Origin of the sequence: Kaistia sp. UC242_56 (assembly GCF_044452255.1) — a bacterium.
GTDB classification, from domain to species: domain Bacteria; phylum Pseudomonadota; class Alphaproteobacteria; order Rhizobiales; family Kaistiaceae; genus Kaistia; species Kaistia defluvii_A.
The window spans coordinates 2255685-2272135 of sequence record NZ_JBIOAN010000002.1; the positions used below are offsets into that span (position 1 = coordinate 2255685).

Here is a 16451-nt window from a genome sequence, read left to right on the forward strand (position 1 = left end):
CCATCAAGGCCGGGCAGGGCGGGCGCCTTCGCGCGCCCATAGCGAATTTGCCCCGCCCTGGCGGGATGAAGAAAGAGACAGATCTTGTTTCCTCAACTGATTGATACGCGGCCCTGGCGCCGCGCGGTCGATGACGGCCTGAACTGGGTCGTCCGCCATTGGGGCGGCACCTTCGAGGCGGCCGCCTATCCGCTCCTCATGCTGCTCAAGGCGATCGAGAACCTGCTGATCGCGACGCCGTGGTGGCTGATCATCGCGGTGCTGACCGGTATCGCCTGGCTCGCCACGCGGCGCTGGCCGCTGCCGGCCGTGGTGCTGGGCGCGCTTCTGTTCCTCGGCGTGATGGATCTCTGGAAAGATGCCATGACGACCATGGCGCTGATGATCACGGCGACGCTCGCCGCCATCCTCGTCTCGATCCCCGTCGGCGTCTGGATGTCGCGCTCGCTGCGCACCCGGCAGGCGGTTGCGCCGGTCCTGGACCTGATGCAGACGCTGCCGAGCTTCGTCTACCTGATCCCGACGGTGATGATCTTCGGCCCCGGCAAGATCCCGGCGCTGATCGCCACCATCGTCTATGCCGCGCCGCCGCTGGTGCGGCTGACCGATCTCGGCCTGCGTTCGGTCGATCCGGCCGTGATGGAGGCCAGCCGCGCCTTCGGCACCAATCCGCGCCAGCGCCTGCTTGGCGTGCAGATCCCGCTCGCGCTGCCCACCATCCTCGCCGGCATCAACCAGACGACCATGATGGCGCTCTCCATGGTGGTGATCGCCTCGATGATCGGCGCCGGCGGCCTCGGCTACCAGGTGCTGCAGGGCATCGGCCGGCTCGAAGTCAGCCGCGGCCTGTTCGCCGGTCTCGGCATCGTGGCGCTCGCCATCATCTTCGACCGCATCACCCAGGCGTTCGGCCGCCAGTTGCAGGCCCGCATCGGCATGCAGGAGGCGCGCTAATGTCCGACCTATCCGTGAAGACCGATCTCGCCATCGCCATGCGCGGGGTCACCAAGATCTTCGGTCCCGACCCGGAGGGCGCGCTGGCGCTGCTTCGGGCGGGGAAGTCGAAGGCCGAGGTGCAGGCCGAGACCAACCATGTCGTCGGTCTCGACAATGTCTCGCTCGATATCGCCAGCGGCCAGATATTCGTCGTCATGGGGCTTTCCGGCTCCGGCAAGTCGACGCTCATCCGCCACGTCAACCGGCTGATCGAGCCGACGGCGGGCGAGATCCTCGTGCACGGCACCGACGTGCTGAAGATGAGCCTCGACGAACTGCGCACCTATCGCCGCACCAAGGTGGCGATGGTGTTCCAGAAGTTCGGCTTGATGCCGCACCGCTCGGTCATCGACAATGTCGCCTATGGCCTGGAGGTCCGCGGCGTCGGTCGCAAGGAGCGGCTGGAGACAGCGGCGAAATGGATCGAGACGGTCGGGCTCGCGGGCTATGAGAACTCGCGCACCCGCCAGCTCTCCGGCGGACAGCAGCAGCGCGTCGGCCTGGCGCGGGCGCTGTCTATGGATTCGGATATCATCCTGATGGACGAGGCGTTCTCGGCGCTCGATCCGCTGATCCGCTCCGGCATGCAGGACCAGCTGATCACGCTGCAGAAATCGCTGAACAAAACGATCCTGTTCATCACGCATGATTTCGACGAGGCGCTGAAGATCGGCGATCGCATCGCGGTGCTGAAGGACGGCGCCCTGCAGCAGGAGGGCAAGCCCGAGGACATCGTGCTGCGCCCGGCCAACGAGCATATCGAGGAGTTCGTGCGCGAGGTGAACAAGGCCCGCGCCATCCATGTGCGCTCGATCATGGAGCGCGGCGTGACCGAGCCCTGCGAGCAGTCGGTATCGATGGATGCGCGCTGCGAGGACGTGCTGCCGCTGTTCGCCGAGCATCAATGGGTCGGCGTGGTCGATGGTGATGGCAAGCAGATCGGCCGCGTCACCGCCAAGCAGGTGATCAAGGCGTTGGCGCGCTATACGCCGGGCGTGGGCTGATCGTTCACGACGAACAAAGGCGAGGGGCGCTGGTCGCCCCTCGCAAGTTTGCGGGCGGCTCAGGCCGCTTTCGCCCGTGCTCCCAGTGACCACAGCACGCCGAACGGGTCGCGCAGCTGGCCGTAGCGGTCGCCCCAGAACTGCAGGTCGAGCGGCATCACGACCTCCATGCCAGCGTCGATCGCCCGCTGCCACCATGTGTCGATGTCGTCGCCCAATTGCAGGTGGAGCGTATAGCCCTGCGGCTTCTCGAGCGGGTGGCCGTATTCCTCATAGGGGTCGGCCAGCATGACCGATCCGCCATTGATATAGAGGTGGATGTGCATGGTGCGTCCCTTCTCGTCGACGGGGACGCGCATGACTTCCTCGGCCGCTAGCGCGCGCTGGTAGAATTCCGAAGCCTTCACGGCGCCGCCGACGCTCAGATACGGCGCTACGCCGCTCAGCACCTTGGGCATGCTGGCGAAAGCGTTTGTCTCGTCGGTCCTGGTGTCCATCGTCCTGTCTCCTCACATGGGAATCGCGAGCGGCGCGTGGCCGCCGTCAGGGTGACGACGAGCGGGAAGGAGCGGATTCGACAGGGGCGCGGATTTTTTCGATGCGGGGAGGGCGCTGGTCGGTTGCTTGGCTGGGACGGGGGACAGCAAGACCCTCACCCCACCCTCTCCCGCAAGCGGGCGAGGGCTCTTCGGCCGGCGTGGCGTCGAGGGGGAGGCTGGTCGATGCCGCGGGGGGGCGCGACAGCGACACTGGGCGCGGTGGGCTCCCTCTCCCGCTTGCGGGAGAGGGCTGGGGTGAGGGGCTTTCTGCCTCCACTTTGCCCGAGACGGCCGCTCTCCTTGCCCGAGACGGCCCTCCGGGCCTCCTCAGCATGTGGAGGAGGACGGTGCGCACGGGCGAGGGAGATGCCCTCATCTTTCCCTAAACCCTCACCCGCCGGCCTTCGGCCGTCGACCTCTCCCTCAGGGAGAGGTGAAGGGCAGGGCGAGGGGAGAGCGAAGCTCAGATATCCTGGTTCTGCGGCAGGATGACGAGGTCGCGGATGGTGGCGTTGGGCGGGCGGGTGACCATGAACACCAGCGCGTCGGCGATATCCTCCGAGCGCAGGCCCTCATGCGCCTCGGCGCGGCGCTCGATCTCGGCCGGATCCGTGATGCCCCAGAGCTCGTTCAGCACGATGCCGGGCGAGAGCGCGCCGATGCGGACATTGTGCGGTCCGAGCTGGCGGCGGACGCCATGCACGAAGGACTGCACCGCGTGCTTGGTGGCCGAATAGACCGGCTCCCAGTGGATCGCCTGATGGCCGGAGATCGACGAGGTGACCACGATGTCGCCCGAGCGGCGGGCGATCATGCCCGGCAGGACGGCGCGGACGGTGCGGAACACGCCATTGACGTTGACGCCGATGACACGGTCCCATTCGTCCGGATCGCCCGTGGCGACGTCGCCGGTGACATAGCTGCCGGCATTGGCGAACAGGATGTCGATCCGGCCGAAATGTGCTTCGGCCTTGGCGACCATCGCCTCGACATCGGCGGCCTTGGTCAGGTCGGCGGGGATGGCGATCGCTTCGCCGCCCAGTTCCTTCGCCAGCGCTTCCAGCTTCTCGGCCGAGCGCGCGACCAGCACCAGCTTGGCGCCCTCGGCGGCGAAGCGGCGGGCAGCGGCGCGGCCGATGCCGGAGCTGGCGCCGGTCACAATCATCACCTTGCCGGCAATCGATACGGCCATGGTGTTTTCCTCCATCAATGTCCAGAAATCAGCGAACCGTGTAGCCGCCGTCGACGAGCAGGTTGGCGCCGTTGACCATCGCCGCGCCGTCGCTGGCGAGATAGAGCGCGGCATAAGCGATCTCTTCCGGCTGCGCGAAACGGCGGGTCGGGATGTCGGCGCGGGCGCGCTCGCCCTTTTCGCCGGCCCAGCCGACCTTGGCGAGTTCGGTCTCCACGACGGTCGGCGAGATGCAGTTGGCGGTGATGCCCTTCGGGCCCCATTCCAGCGCCATGCAATTGGTCATGCCGAGCAGGCCGGCCTTCGAGGCGGAATAGGCGACATGGCCCTCGATGCCGATGACGGCGGCCTGCGATGCGATGGTGACGATGCGGCCATAGCCGGCGGCGATCATGTGGCCGGCGACTTCGCGCGAGAAGATGTAGGGCGCGCGCAGATTGACGGCGAGCTGCAGGTCCCAGCTCTCGGTCGTCGTCGCTTCGGCAGGGGCCAGCGTGCCGATGCCGGCATTGTTGACGAGGATGTCGATCTTGCCGAAATGCGCCGCGACTTCGGCGACGGCGCGCTCGATGGCGGAAGCGTCGGTCACGTCGCCGGTCCAGCCCTTGTGGCCTGCGCCAAGCGAGGCCGCGAAGTCGTGCACCGCCTCGTTCTTGTCGAGCAGCGCGAGGGTTGCGCCATTAGCGGCGAAGAGGGTGGCGAGCGCGCGGCCGATGCCGCCGGCGGCGCCGGTGATCAGCGCGACCTTGCCGGTCATGTCGAAGGGGCGCGTCAGGTCGGCGGTAAACGCCTGGTTGGCAGACATTTCGGTTTCCTCCCAAAACCCTTGCCGGACCTCATGTCCGAACCGGGCGCATGGCTTCTCACCGCTCGTTTGTGGCGGTGCGTTCCGCTAAACTAGCGCCGGCCCCCGCTTGAAAGCAAGTTTGTTTGCTGCTACTGCCAACAAATAAGCGATGTTGAAATCGCACTGGATGCCGATCCGGCCGGAAGCCGGCACGGCGATGAAACCATGAGGAAACGCTGATGAAGAAGCTTGGCATTCATTCGTTCGTCTGGACCGGCGGGACGACGCAGGAAGACCTCGAAGGCGCGATGAAGAAGTCGCATGACCTCGGCTACGGCCTGATCGAGTTCCCGCGCCTCGACCCGAAGAAGTTCGACGTCAACTGGCTCGCCAAGCGGCTGCAGGATTACGGCCTCAAGGTCGTCGTCACCATGGGCCTGCCGCTCGACTGCGACGTGTCGTCGGAAGATCCGGCCGTGGTCAAGCGCGGCGAGGCCCTGCTGGCCGAGGCCATCTCGATCACCCGCGATCTCGGCGGCTCGAAGCTCGGCGGCATCATCTTCTCCGCCCACACCAAGTACCAGAGCATGCCGACCCAGAAGGGCTGGGACAACAGCGTCGCCGCGCTCGCCCGCGCCGCTGACATCGGCAAGGCTGCCGGCGTGTCGATGAACCTCGAAGTCGTCAACCGCTTCGAGAGCAACCTGCTCAACACCACCGCGCAGGGCCTGGCCTTCATCGAGCAGTCCGGCTCGGACAATATCTTCCTGCACCTCGACACCTTCCACATGAACATCGAGGAAGCGGATCCGGTCCAGGCGCTGCGCACCGCCGGCAAGAAGCTCGGCTATTTCCACATCGGCGAAAGCAATCGCGGCTTCCTCGGTTCCGGCGTGATCAACTTCTCGGCGATCTTCGACGCGCTGCTCGAGATCGACTACCAGGACTGGATCACCTTCGAAAGCTTCTCGACCGAGGTCGTCGACAAGGATCTGTCGATCACCTGCGCGATCTGGCGCAATACCTGGACCGACAATGTCGAGGTGGCGCGTCTGGCCAAGGCCTATATCGAGGCGCGCATGGGCGAGTCCGCCCGCAAGGCGATCACCGCGCGCACAGTCTGATTGAAGGGCAGGGGGCGGCTGACCCCTGGCTGCCCCTGATCCGCGGCTCGTCCCGACCCTCCTCCCGGGGACGCGTCGCACCTTGGTGGATGGCGCCTGCAATGGCTGCCATCCATCCTTTCCGGCCGGGGGAGCCAGCGATCGTCGATCGCTGAGCGGCGAGGCCAACGGCTTCGGCCGTGGCATGTCCCGCCAGATCATGATGAAAATTCGGTAGGTTACGCGGATTTGCGCAAGCACTGCGTGCAGAGCAGAGTCCGCGCTACCGGTCCTTCTTCCTGACACTCGCAACTTGCAAATGACCGTCCGCCTGACCTAACGGCAGGTTGACTCACCCGACCCGGACAAATATGTTTGGTGTCGCAACGAACAAAAAGAATGGGCCATCGAGCCCTGATCAATCGGGAGAAACGTCGTAGTGGCCGAGCCTGCCTCCCTTGGTGAGGGCAAGCCGGAACAGGCGCATCACGTCCTCGTTCCGCCAGCCTCCGTGTCGCCGTCCGCGCCTCAACAAGGCGTCGTCGCGGATACCGATCTGCTCCTCGCCGCCACCAGCATTTCCAAGGCCTTTGCCGGCGTTCCGGCGCTGGTCGATGGCCGCATCCGGCTGAAGCGCGGCAGCGTGCATGCGCTCTGCGGCGGCAATGGCGCCGGCAAGTCGACCTTCCTCAACATCCTGATGGGCCTGCACCGCGCCGATGCCGGCACGGTGATGGTCAAGGGCAAGGTCGTTCATTACACCTCGGCTGCCGAGGCGCTGGCCGACGGCATCGCCATCATCACGCAGGAACTGAGCCCGGTCCTCGACATGACCGTGGCCGAAAACATCTATCTCGGCCGCGAGCCGCGCCGGATGGGCTGGTTCGCCGACAAGGCGAGGATGGAGGCGGACGCGGCAGCGCTGTTCGCCCGCCTCGGCTTCGACATCGATGCCCGCGTTACGATGCGCTCGCTCTCCGTCGCCAAGATCCAGCTGGTCGAGATTGCCAAGGCGATCAGCCGCGAGAGCGACATCCTGATCATGGACGAGCCGACCTCGGCGATCGGCGAGAAGGAAGCGGCGACGCTGTTCAAGGCGATCCGCTCGCTGCAGGACCAGGGCGTCGGCATCATCTACGTCTCGCACCGCCTGACCGACATCTTTTCCATCGCCGACAGCTACACGGTGTTCCGCGACGGCCGTTTCATCGAGGCGGGCGATCTCGCCGATATCGACCGGCAGCGACTGATCTCGCTGATCGTTGGCCGCGATCTGCGCGACCAGGAAGCCCGGAAGAGCACCAGCACCGGCGAACCGATGATCTCGGTCTCCGGCTTCGCGCGCCAGGGCCAGTTCGAGGACATCTCGCTCGATCTCGCCAAGGGCGAAATCCTCGGCCTATACGGCTTGATGGGCGCCGGGCGCAGCGAGTTCGCCAATGCGCTCTACGGCAATGCGCCGAAGGATTCCGGGACGGTGAAGATCGAGGGCAGGCCGGTCGAGATCCGCTCGCCGTCCGATGCGCTTTCGAACGGCATCGCCATCGTCACCGAGGATCGCAAGGAGACGGGCCTGGTCCTGACCTCCAGCGTATCGGAGAACGTCGTGCTCGCCGCGCTCGACCAGTTTTCGAGCTTCGGCTTCGTCGACGGCAAGAAGGTCGCGTCGAATGTCGACGGCCAGATCGCCCGCTTCCGCATCCGCACCGCCTCGCGCGACCTGCCGGTCCAGAGCCTTTCCGGCGGCAACCAGCAGAAGGTGGTGCTCGCGCGCTGCGTCGAGACCGAGCCGAAGATCCTGATCTGCGACGAGCCGACCCGCGGCATCGACGAGGGCGCCAAGCGGGAGGTCTATGCCTTCCTCTCGGCCTTCGCGGCGGCCGGCAATTCCGTGCTGATGATCTCTTCCGAAATCCCCGAAATTCTCGCCAATGCCGACCGGATCCTCGTGTTCCGGCGCGGGCGGATCGCGGGCGAACTCAAGGGCGCGGCTGCGACCCAAGAAGTCGCTCGTCCATCTGGCAAGCTGAGCGACCGAGGCGCCTCCATGTCGACCGAACTCACCACCACCGCCGGCGCTGCCGGAGCCAGAAACCAGGCCATCGGCCGGTTCCTGTCGCGCTACGGCATCCTGCTGTCGTTCCTCATCCTGTTCGTGATCCTCTCCTTCGCGCATCCGAATTTCCTGTCGAGCGGAAATCTGATGAACGTGCTGCGGCAGGTGTCGATCAACGGCATCCTCGCCATCGGCATGACCTTCGTCATCCTGACCGGCGGCATCGACCTTTCGATCGGCTCGGTGCTGGCGCTGACCGGCGTCGTCGCCGGCAGCCTGGTCACCGGCGCGGATCCCTACAATCCGGCCATCGCCTTCTTCGCGGCGGTGGGCGTTGGTGCGCTGTTCGGCGCTTTCAACGGCACGCTGATCGCCCGCTTCTCGGTGCCGGCCTTTGTCGTCACGCTCGGCATGCTGTCGATGGCGCGCGGCGCGACGCTGCTCTATTCGAACGGCCGGCCGATCCCCAATCTCTCGCCCGAATTCCGCTGGCTGGGCCAGGGCTTCATCGCCGGCATCCCGGTTCCGGTCATTATCTTCGCGATCGTCTTCTTCGCCGCCTGGATCACGCTGCGCTACACGGTCTATGGCCGCTGGATCTATGCCGTCGGCGGCAATGTGAAGAGCGCCAAGACGAGCGGCATCCCGACCCGCACCGTGATCTTCTCGGCCTATCTGCTGATGGGCGCGCTGGCCGGTCTCGCCGGCATGATCCTGACGGCCCGCACCACCTCGGCGCTGCCGCAGGCGGGCCTCGGCTACGAACTCGACGCGATCGCCGCGGTCGTCATCGGCGGCACCTCGCTGACCGGCGGCGTCGGCTCGGTGGTCTACACGCTGATCGGCGCGCTGATCATCGGCGTCATCTCGAACGGTCTCGATCTGATGGGGGTGTCGTCCTACTACCAGCAGATCATCAAGGGCGCGATCATCGTCGTCGCCGTCCTGATCGACCGCTCCAGAAACCTGAATCCTTGATGGGATCCGCGTGCTTGCACGCGGGAATACAGAGCTATGACTGAGGGAGGAAACCCATAATGGCACTCAAGACCTTTACCCGCCGCGGGCTGGCCATGCTGGCCGGCGTCGGCATCGCGGCGCTGACGATCGGGCAGGCGGCAGCCGCCGACCCCGTCCGCATCGCCGCCGTGGTGCAGAGCCTCGACACGGAATTCAACGTGCTCTGGGCCAATGCCGCCAACCAGCACCCGCTGGTCAAGGACGGCAGCGTCAAGCTGACCGTGCTCGACGGCCGCATGGACGCGCTGACCCAGTCGAACCAGTTCGACACCGCGATCAGCGAGAAGTATGACGCGATCATCTTCGTGCCCGTCGACATCGACGCCGGCAACGATCCCGTCCAGCGCGCCAAGGATGCCGGCATCACCGTCATCGGCTCGAACACGCTGATCTCCAACACTGACCTCTACAACGCCTACATCGCCTCGAACGACATCGAAGCCGGCAAGCTGCTGGCCAAGTCCGTGTTCGACAAGATGGGCGGCAAGGGCAATGTCGTCATCGGCGAAGGCATGATCGGCCAGTCGGCCCAGGTGCAGCGCCTGCAGGGTATCGAAGAGACCCTGAAGGACTATCCCGACATCAAGGTTCTCGAGCAGAAGACGGCCAACTGGTCGCGCGCCGAGGCCCTGTCGCTGATGGAAAACTGGCTGACCGCCCATGCCGGCCAGATCAACGGCGTCATCGGCGAGAATGACGAGATCGCCATCGGCGCGCTCGAGGCGATCAAGGCGCACGGCCTCGACCCGAAGACCATTCCGGTCGCCGGCGTCGACGGCGTCACCGACGCGCTGCTCGCCGTCAAGCGCGGCGAGATGATGTCGACGCTGCAGGATGCCGACGCACAGGCCCAGGGCGCGATCGACCTCGCCCTCGTCGCCAAGCAGCCGGACTACAAGCCGCAGGCCAAGGTCTGGGACGTCAATGGCGGCAAGCTGGCCTGGGAAGGCGGCAAGCAGCAGCATTACTCCGTGCCGTGGATCCCCGTCACGCTCGACAACGTCGACGGCCTTCTCGAAATGCGCAAGACGCAGTAATCAGGCTTAGCGCGCAGAGATTGCGCGCAGCTACTCCGGAGAGGCGGTCTCGGCCGCCTCTCCCTCTCCGCCCGCGTGGGTTCGCTTCCCGCGCGTTCCGGGAAGCCTCCAAGTCGTTCCAGAATGAGTCCCAGATCTTGGCAACCCCTCAATCCGTCCGCTACCTCAACGAAATCCGGGCGCTGAACGCGCTGTTTCGCAGCGGGGGAATGAGCCGGGCCGATCTGGCGCGCATGCTCGGGCTCAACCGCTCGACCACCGGCAACATCATCACCAATCTGATGGCCGATGCGCTCGTCGTCGAACTGCCGAATGGCGGCCGCGGCGAGAACGCCGCCAAGACCGGGCGGCCCGGTATCAACATCGAGATCAACCCGGCCGGCGCGACCTTCCTGGGCGCCGAGATCGGCGTCGACCGGCTGACCGTGGTCGCCATCGACCTCTGCGCCCACGAGATCCGGCGCATCTCCACCCCGTTTCCGACCCATCAGCAGCCGGTCGAGGACGGCATCGACCGCATCGCCGCGATGATCGGCGAGGTCATCGAGGGCCTGCCGGACCAGGGCCAGATTCGCGGCCTCTGCGTCACCCTGCCGGCGCTGCTCGACGCGGACGGTAAGGTGCTGAACGCGCTGATCATCGGCTGGCGCGACGTCGACCTGAAGAGCCTGATCACCCGGCGCTTGGCCGCCCGCTTTCCGAAGCTGGAGCTGGCGGTCTCGATCGAGAACGACGCCAATGCCTTCGCGATCGCCGAGACCTATCGCGACACCTCGCACAGCGCCGAAACGGTCGCTTTCCTGCTGATCGAGAATGGCGCCGGCGGCGGCATCGTCATTGGCGGCCGACTGTTTCGGGGCTCGTCCGGTTTTGCCGGCGAATTCGGCCAGATCGTGCTCGGCAGCGAGGGCTTCTATGCCGGGCGGCACAAGCCCGGCCATCTCGAAAGCTATATCGGCAAGGACGCCGTGCTGGCGCGCTACCGCGCCAATGGCGCCGCCGAAGGCGCGGATCTCGACCAGTTGCTGGCGGCACTCAAAGCTGGGGAGGCGAGCGCGATCCGCACGGTGCGCGAATGGGGTGGCGGCCTCGCCATCGGGCTGATCCAGCTTTCGAGCGTGCTCAATCCCGGCGTGATCATCCTCGGCGGCACCGTGGCGCCGCTGTTCCGTTTCGTCGCCGAAGAGGTCGAGGAGGCCATGCGCCGCGAGTTCCTCGAAGGGTTCCCGATGCCCAGGATCGAGGTCTCGGCGCTGGGCCTCGAAGGTCCCGCGCTGGGTGGCGCGCTGATCATGCATCAGCGCATGTTTTCCATCGACGAAAGCGCGATCTACGCCAGCGCCCAACCGATCACGCTGTTTCAGACGTGATATCGAGGATGGGGATGCGAACGGCCGTCTCGCCTTTGCCAAGAGCCGTCTTCGCAACCTCAAAGACCGTCGCCCCGGCGAAGGCCGGGGCCCATGAACACCGGCCGAGCAGGCCGGCCTCTCTCTGGCGGGCCTGTGGGTATGGATCCCGGCCTTCGCCGGGATGACGGCGGAGGGGGACGGCGCTGGCGTTTCGGCGACGTTGCGCGAAGCTCTCCCTCAGGGAGAGGTGAAGAAATACGGTCCTGTTGGACGAAAGCTATCCTGCTCCAGGCGGGCGAGCCCAGGGAGGGGCGAAGAGTATGATTGAAGGCAAGATCGTCACCATTGGCGAGATCCTCGTCGAGATCATGGCGACCACGCTCGGCCATGGCTTCCTGGAGGCGCAGACGCTGATCGGGCCGTTCCCGAGCGGCGCGCCGGCGATCTTCATCGACCAGGTCGGCAAGCTCGGCCATCCGGCGGCGATCGTCTCGGCCGTCGGCGACGACGATTTCGGCACGGTCAATCTCGAGCGCCTGAAGCAGGACGGCGTCGATGTCTCCGCCGTCGCCATCCATCCCGGCGCCGCCACCGGCAGCGCTTTCGTCCGTTACCGCCCCGATGGCGGCCGCGACTTCGTCTTCAACATGCGCGACAGCGCCGCCGGGCGCATCGCCGCGACGCCCGAGGCACAGGCCGTTCTGGCCGAGGCCGGGCACCTGCATGTGATGGGCTCCGGCCTGCCGGTGCCGGCCGTGTTCGGCATGGTCAGCGCGTCGATCCCCGCCATCAAGGCGCGGGGCGGCACGGTCTCGTTCGATCCCAACATCCGCGTCGAGATGCTGCGCGACCCCGCCGGCAAGGCAGCGTTCCAGTCCGTGCTGGCGGCGACCGACCTGTTCCTGCCCTCGGGCGAGGAACTGTCGCTGTTCTCCGGCGAGGCCGACGAGGGCCGCGCCATCGCGGCGCTGCTCGATGCCGGCGTGCAGGAAATCGTGCTGAAGCGCGGCAAGGCCGGCGCCAGCCATTTCGATCGCAACGGCCGAACCGACATGCCCGGCCTCGTCGTCGAGGAAATCGACCCGACCGGGGCCGGCGACAGTTTTGGCGCCACCTTCCTGGTCGCCCGCCGTCTCGGCAGGTCGGTCGAGGATTCCTTGCGCTATGCCAATGCCGCCGGCGCGCGCACCGTCACCGTCAAGGGACCGATGGAGGGCACCTCGTCCTTCGCCGAACTCGACGCCTTCATCGCCGCAACGCCGGTGGGAGCCGCCTGATGAGCCTGCTGACCGAACTCGCCCGCGACTACCAGGCCGGCCGCACGCGGGGCATCACCTCCGTCTGCTCGGCGCATCCCGCCGTCATCCGCGCGACGCTGCGCGAAGGCCGCCGCACCGGCACCGTCGTGCTGATCGAGGCGACCTGCAATCAGGTCAATCACGAGGGTGGTTATACCGGCATGAAGCCGGCTGACTTTCGCCGCTTCGTCGAGGGTATCGCGGCCGAGGTCGGCTTCGACATGGCGAACCTGATCCTCGGCGGCGACCATTTGGGACCCAATCCCTGGCGCAACCTGCCGGCTGAGGAAGCCTTGGCCAAGGCCGAGATCATGGTCGGCGCCTATGTCGCCGCCGGCTTCACAAAAATCCATCTCGACGCCAGCATGGGCTGCGCCGGCGAACCGGAGGGCCTCGACGACGAGACGACGGCGCATCGCGCCGCGCGGCTCGCCAAGGTGGCCGAGGCGACGGCCAAGTCGAACGGCCTGGCGCTGCCGGTCTACATCATCGGCACGGAAGTGCCGACGCCGGGCGGGGCGCTGCACGATCTCGACGACGTGCCGCCGACCCTTGCTTCCGCCGCGCGCGAAACCATCGCCACCCACCGCCGGGTCTTCGCGGAAGCCGGCCTTGGCGAGGCCTTCGCCCGCGTCATCGGCCTGGTCGTGCAGCCCGGCGTCGAGTTCGGCCATGACAAGGTGGTCGTCTACCGGCCGGAGCGGGCGCGCGAGCTGATCGCCGTGCTCGCCGACGAGCCGCAGTTCGTGTTCGAGGCGCACTCGACCGATTACCAGCCGGAAGCGGCCCTCGCGACGCTGGTCCGCGACGGCTTTCCGATCCTGAAGGTCGGGCCGGGCCTGACCTTCGCGCTGCGCCAGACGCTCTATGGCCTCGACCTGATCGCGTCGGAGCTGGAGGCTTCCTATGGCGACCGGGCGCTGGCAAAGGCGATGGAAGCGCTGATGCTGGCCGAGCCGAACTACTGGCAGCGCTATTATCCCGGCACGCCCGACGAGCAGCATGTGCTGCGCCATTACAGCTACAGCGACCGCATCCGCTATTACTGGCCGCATGAGCAGGCGGAGCGCGCGGTGGCGAAGCTGATGGCGACGCTCAAGGGCCGGACGATCCCGGAGCCGCTGATCACGCAGTTCCTCGCCGAGGACGCGGAAGCCGTGCGCAGCGCCGAATGCGCGCCGACGGCCGAGGCGCTGCTGGAGCGCGGCATCGAACGCATGCTGCAGCTCTATGGGCGCGCCTGCCGGCCGGGGTAGGGGTAGGTTCTCTCCGCTGGATGCTAGCCTTCACCTCTCCCTAAGGGAGAGGTCGACGGCCGAAGGCCGGCGGGTGAGGGTTTACGGCCTCACCGGATGATTCCCTAAACCCTCACCCGGAGCTCCGCTCCGACCTCTCCCTCAGGGAGAGGTGAAGAGTAGCTCTGTACGGCGCAGGCTCCGTCGCCCCGGCGAAGGCCGGGGCCCATGAACACCGGCCTTGGAGATCTGGCGCAGCCTTGCTGTCGCGGAGCGTCTGGATCCCGGCCTGCGCCGGGACGACGGGGAGGGTCCCGATCGGAACCCAGCTATATCGAGCACCATCGCTCCGCGTGCTTCGAGACGGCCCGGCGGGCCTCCTCAGCATGTTGAGGTTGGCGCAATTCGAACGCTCTCGGGGGCAGGTGAACGCTCGCTCACCCGACCGAGACGACGCCGCGTCGGCCGTCAAAAAGCTTCCCTGTTCGCACACGCGCCGGTCAGCAGATGACGTCGGCGGTGCCGCCCGTGCCGATCGACTGGCAACTCGTGAAGGTGCCGTCTGTTGACGCCTGGTCGGTCTGGCAGCCGGCCAGGGACACCACGCAGAAAAGCAGAGCGAAAACGAGTCTCATGCTGTCCTCCCCATGCAACCGCAGGTGCAGGATTATCGGCTTTGCCGGCAGCGACTCAAGGACGGTTCCGTCAATCCATCGTGACCGGAACCGAGGGCCCGATCACGATTGGGTCGGCGGTTAGCGCGGGCGCCTCAGCCTCCGCGTTTGCGCAGCTCGGCGACCTGTTCCGGCGTCAGCGGGCGGGTGGCCTCGCCGCGCAGCATCAGGAACAGCTTGGCCGTCTCCTCCAGTTCCTCGGTCGCATACATCGCGTCTTCGAGGCTCTTTCCCGCGACGACCGGGCCGTGATTGGCGAGCAGCACGGCATGATGCTTGTCCGCCAGCTTTTCCACGGCCAGCGCCAGGCTCTCGTCTCCGGGCGGGTGATAGGGCACCAGCGGCAGCTTGCCCACGCGCATGATGTAATAGGCCGTCAGCGGCGGCAGGCAGTCATGATGGTCGATATGGTGCAGGCAGGAGACCGCGACCGAATGGGTCGAGTGCAGGTGGACCACCGCCTCGCAGGTCGGGCGCTGCTGATACATGACCCGGTGCAGGAAGGCTTCCTTGGTCGGCTTGTCGCCGCCGACATGGTTGCCGTTGGCGTCGATCTTCGAAATCCGGGCTGGGTCGAGGTCGCCGAGCGAGGCGTTGGTCGGCGTCATCAGCCAGCCGCCATCCGGCAGCGCGACCGAGATGTTGCCGGTCGAGCCGAAGGTCAGGCCGCGCTGGAACATCGAGGCGCCGCACTTGCAGATGCGCTCGCGAAGCGCGGATTCGGTCTGGGATGTCGGGCTCACGCGAGCGAACTCCATGCCTTGAGGAAGAAATCGGGCGTGCCGAAATTGCCGGATTTGAGCGCCAGCGCAACATCCGGACCGGAACGGCTGCGCGTCCACGGCACGCCGGGATCGATTTCCGGGCCGATCGACAGCGCCTTGACGCCGAGCGCGTTGACGACGGCGCCGGAGGTCTCGCCGCCGGCCACCAGCAGGCGGGTGAAGCCCTTGGCCGGCAGAGCCGCTGCGACGGCGGCGAGCAAGTCTTCCACCAGCGTGCCGGCCTTCTCGCGGCCGAGCTTTTCCTGCACGGCGCGGACGCTGTCGGGATCGTCGCTGGAATAAACCAGCGGCGTGACGTCGCTCGCCTGCGACACCAGCCAGTCGATCACGGAGGCCGGCGTCAGCGCGCCGGAGGCGATCTCCAGCGGGTCGATGCGAAGCGTCGGCAGCCCGGCTTCCTGCGCCTTGGCGACCTGGCCGCGCGTCGCGGCCGAGCACGAGCCGGCGAGGATCGCGCCGCGTCCCTTGGGCGCGGCGATCGAGGTTGCCGGCGGCGTCAGCTGGTCGATCAGGCCCGCATCGCGATAGGCGGCGGGCAAGCCGATGGCGATGCCGGAACCGCCGGTGACGAGTTTCACGTCGACCAGCGCCTTGCCGATCTCGCGCAGATGGGCGTCCTGCAGGGCATCGACGATGGCGATGCGCTTGCCGGCGGCCTGCTCGCGCGCGAAGGCCTTGGCGATGGCCTCGGCGCCAGCATCGACATCGGCATAAGCGACCAGTCCGACCGGCAGCTCGGTCTGCCGCTGCAGCACGCGGCGAAGATCCGAATCGCGCATCGGCGTCAGCGGATGGTCGCGCATCGAGCTTTCGTTGAGCGGCACGCCATTGACGAAGAGGTGGCCCTGGTAGATCGACCGGCCGGTCGCAGGGAAGGCGGGGCAGGCGATGGTGAAGCCGGCATCGAGCCGCTTCAGCAGCGCTTCCGCCACCGGGCCGATATTGCCTTCATCGGTCGAGTCGAAGGTCGAGCAATATTTGAAGAACAGACGCTGCGCGCCATGCGCCAGCAGCCATTCGGCCGCGGCCAGCGACTGCGCCACGGCGTCGGCCGCCGGGATGGTGCGCGATTTCAAGGCGACGACGAGCGCATCGACCTCGGAAAGGTCGAGATCGTCCTGCGGCAGGCCGGTGCTCTGCACCGTGCGCAGGCCCTCGCGTGACAGCATCAGCGAGAGGTCGGTAGCGCCGGTCAGGTCGTCAGCGATGCATCCAAGCAGCATGCGGTCATGTCCTTGCAGGGGAGGTCAGGCTGGCTTGCCGGACGGAGCGGTCGGGGAAGGGCGGCGATAAATGGCAACGCAAAGCACTTTCGCCCTCCCATGGGCTTGACGACCGCCGCTCCGGCTCGGCTAGTATCGCCTACTGTTAGC

14 protein-coding genes are annotated in these 16451 nt (G+C 66.7%); 8 read left to right on the forward strand and 6 right to left on the reverse strand.

All coding sequences use genetic code 11. The annotated features are described in order from the left end of the window. Window positions 1-84: 84 nt before the first annotated feature. Entirely contained in the window at window positions 85-954 is an 870-nt protein-coding gene (locus ACHMWQ_RS13325; RefSeq protein ID WP_354548694.1) for a proline/glycine betaine ABC transporter permease, read from the forward strand. Then, the gene (locus tag ACHMWQ_RS13330; protein ID WP_396307828.1) at window positions 954-2000 is read left to right on the forward strand and encodes a glycine betaine/L-proline ABC transporter ATP-binding protein; all 1047 of its coding nucleotides are present in this window, start codon (window positions 954-956) and stop codon (window positions 1998-2000) included. Before ACHMWQ_RS13325 ends, ACHMWQ_RS13330 begins: the two co-directional genes overlap by 1 nt. Before the next feature lie 59 nt (window positions 2001-2059). Here ACHMWQ_RS13330 and ACHMWQ_RS13335 read toward each other — a convergent pair whose 3' ends face one another. From ACHMWQ_RS13335 to ACHMWQ_RS13345, 3 genes are all read right to left on the reverse strand, one after another. Then, window positions 2060-2497 carry a VOC family protein gene (locus ACHMWQ_RS13335; protein WP_396307829.1) on the reverse strand — a complete coding sequence of 146 codons (438 nt, stop codon included), beginning with the start codon at window positions 2495-2497 and terminating at the stop codon, window positions 2060-2062. A 505-nt stretch (window positions 2498-3002) separates the two neighbouring features. After that, a complete protein-coding gene (locus ACHMWQ_RS13340) occupies window positions 3003-3731 on the reverse strand; it encodes an SDR family oxidoreductase (RefSeq protein WP_396307830.1) in 729 nt (242 codons plus the stop codon). A gap of 28 nt (window positions 3732-3759) precedes the next feature. Further along, the gene (locus ACHMWQ_RS13345; protein ID WP_396307831.1) at window positions 3760-4536 is read right to left on the reverse strand and encodes a GolD/DthD family dehydrogenase; all 777 of its coding nucleotides are present in this window, start codon (window positions 4534-4536) and stop codon (window positions 3760-3762) included. Between the two features lie 221 nt (window positions 4537-4757). Here ACHMWQ_RS13345 and ACHMWQ_RS13350 point away from each other — a divergent pair, with 221 nt between their 5' ends. The 6 genes from ACHMWQ_RS13350 (at window position 4758) to ACHMWQ_RS13375 (ending at window position 13640) form a co-directional block, all read left to right on the forward strand. After that, a complete protein-coding gene (locus tag ACHMWQ_RS13350) occupies window positions 4758-5642 on the forward strand; it encodes a sugar phosphate isomerase/epimerase (RefSeq protein ID WP_266331847.1) in 885 nt (294 codons plus the stop codon). Between the two features lie 418 nt (window positions 5643-6060). Beyond that, window positions 6061-8655 (forward strand): ATP-binding cassette domain-containing protein, encoded by a 2595-nt coding sequence (locus tag ACHMWQ_RS13355; RefSeq protein ID WP_396307832.1) that lies wholly within the window; start codon window positions 6061-6063, stop codon window positions 8653-8655. A gap of 59 nt (window positions 8656-8714) precedes the next feature. Then, window positions 8715-9734 carry a substrate-binding domain-containing protein gene (locus ACHMWQ_RS13360; RefSeq protein ID WP_354548707.1) on the forward strand — a complete coding sequence of 340 codons (1020 nt, stop codon included), beginning with the start codon at window positions 8715-8717 and terminating at the stop codon, window positions 9732-9734. 137 nt (window positions 9735-9871) lie between these two features. Further along, window positions 9872-11104, forward strand: a complete 1233-nt coding sequence (locus tag ACHMWQ_RS13365) for an ROK family transcriptional regulator (RefSeq protein ID WP_396307833.1) — start codon at window positions 9872-9874, stop codon at window positions 11102-11104. 302 nt (window positions 11105-11406) lie between these two features. Beyond that, window positions 11407-12363, forward strand: coding sequence for a sugar kinase (locus tag ACHMWQ_RS13370; protein ID WP_396307834.1), 957 nt, complete (start codon window positions 11407-11409; stop codon window positions 12361-12363). Beyond that, on the forward strand, window positions 12363-13640 hold the full coding sequence (locus tag ACHMWQ_RS13375; protein ID WP_396307835.1) for a D-tagatose-bisphosphate aldolase, class II, non-catalytic subunit: 1278 nt from the start codon (window positions 12363-12365) through the stop codon (window positions 13638-13640). The genes ACHMWQ_RS13370 and ACHMWQ_RS13375 overlap by 1 nt, the downstream gene beginning before the upstream one ends. 479 nt (window positions 13641-14119) lie before the next feature. Here the strand turns inward: ACHMWQ_RS13375 and ACHMWQ_RS13380 are convergent, their stop codons facing one another. The 3 genes from ACHMWQ_RS13380 to otnK form a co-directional block, all read right to left on the reverse strand. After that, on the reverse strand, window positions 14120-14254 hold the full coding sequence (locus ACHMWQ_RS13380) for a hypothetical protein (protein ID WP_354548714.1): 135 nt from the start codon (window positions 14252-14254) through the stop codon (window positions 14120-14122). Between the two features lie 134 nt (window positions 14255-14388). After that, complete coding sequence (gene otnC / locus ACHMWQ_RS13385) at window positions 14389-15051, reverse strand: 3-oxo-tetronate 4-phosphate decarboxylase (RefSeq protein ID WP_396307836.1); 663 nt, start codon at window positions 15049-15051, stop codon at window positions 14389-14391. Then, entirely contained in the window at window positions 15033-16301 is a 1269-nt protein-coding gene (gene otnK / locus ACHMWQ_RS13390; RefSeq protein ID WP_396307837.1) for a 3-oxo-tetronate kinase, read from the reverse strand. The genes otnC and otnK overlap by 19 nt, the downstream gene beginning before the upstream one ends. Window positions 16302-16451 lie beyond the last annotated feature (150 nt).

What these genes read in the sequence shown, in the direction of transcription:
- ACHMWQ_RS13340 (WP_396307830.1), bottom strand. Translation starts at nt 3,731, where the DNA reads ATGGCCGTATCGATTGCCGGCAAGGTGATGATTGTGACCGGCGCCAGC.
- ACHMWQ_RS13370 (WP_396307834.1), top strand. Translation starts at nt 11,407, where the DNA reads ATGATTGAAGGCAAGATCGTCACCATTGGCGAGATCCTCGTCGAGATC.
- ACHMWQ_RS13330 (WP_396307828.1), top strand. Translation starts at nt 954, where the DNA reads ATGTCCGACCTATCCGTGAAGACCGATCTCGCCATCGCCATGCGCGGG.
- ACHMWQ_RS13375 (WP_396307835.1), top strand. Translation starts at nt 12,363, where the DNA reads ATGAGCCTGCTGACCGAACTCGCCCGCGACTACCAGGCCGGCCGCACG.
- ACHMWQ_RS13380 (WP_354548714.1), bottom strand. Translation starts at nt 14,254, where the DNA reads ATGAGACTCGTTTTCGCTCTGCTTTTCTGCGTGGTGTCCCTGGCCGGC.
- ACHMWQ_RS13360 (WP_354548707.1), top strand. Translation starts at nt 8,715, where the DNA reads ATGGCACTCAAGACCTTTACCCGCCGCGGGCTGGCCATGCTGGCCGGC.
- otnC (WP_396307836.1), bottom strand. Translation starts at nt 15,051, where the DNA reads ATGGAGTTCGCTCGCGTGAGCCCGACATCCCAGACCGAATCCGCGCTT.
- ACHMWQ_RS13335 (WP_396307829.1), bottom strand. Translation starts at nt 2,497, where the DNA reads ATGGACACCAGGACCGACGAGACAAACGCTTTCGCCAGCATGCCCAAG.
- ACHMWQ_RS13345 (WP_396307831.1), bottom strand. Translation starts at nt 4,536, where the DNA reads ATGTCTGCCAACCAGGCGTTTACCGCCGACCTGACGCGCCCCTTCGAC.
- ACHMWQ_RS13350 (WP_266331847.1), top strand. Translation starts at nt 4,758, where the DNA reads ATGAAGAAGCTTGGCATTCATTCGTTCGTCTGGACCGGCGGGACGACG.
- otnK (WP_396307837.1), bottom strand. Translation starts at nt 16,301, where the DNA reads ATGCTGCTTGGATGCATCGCTGACGACCTGACCGGCGCTACCGACCTC.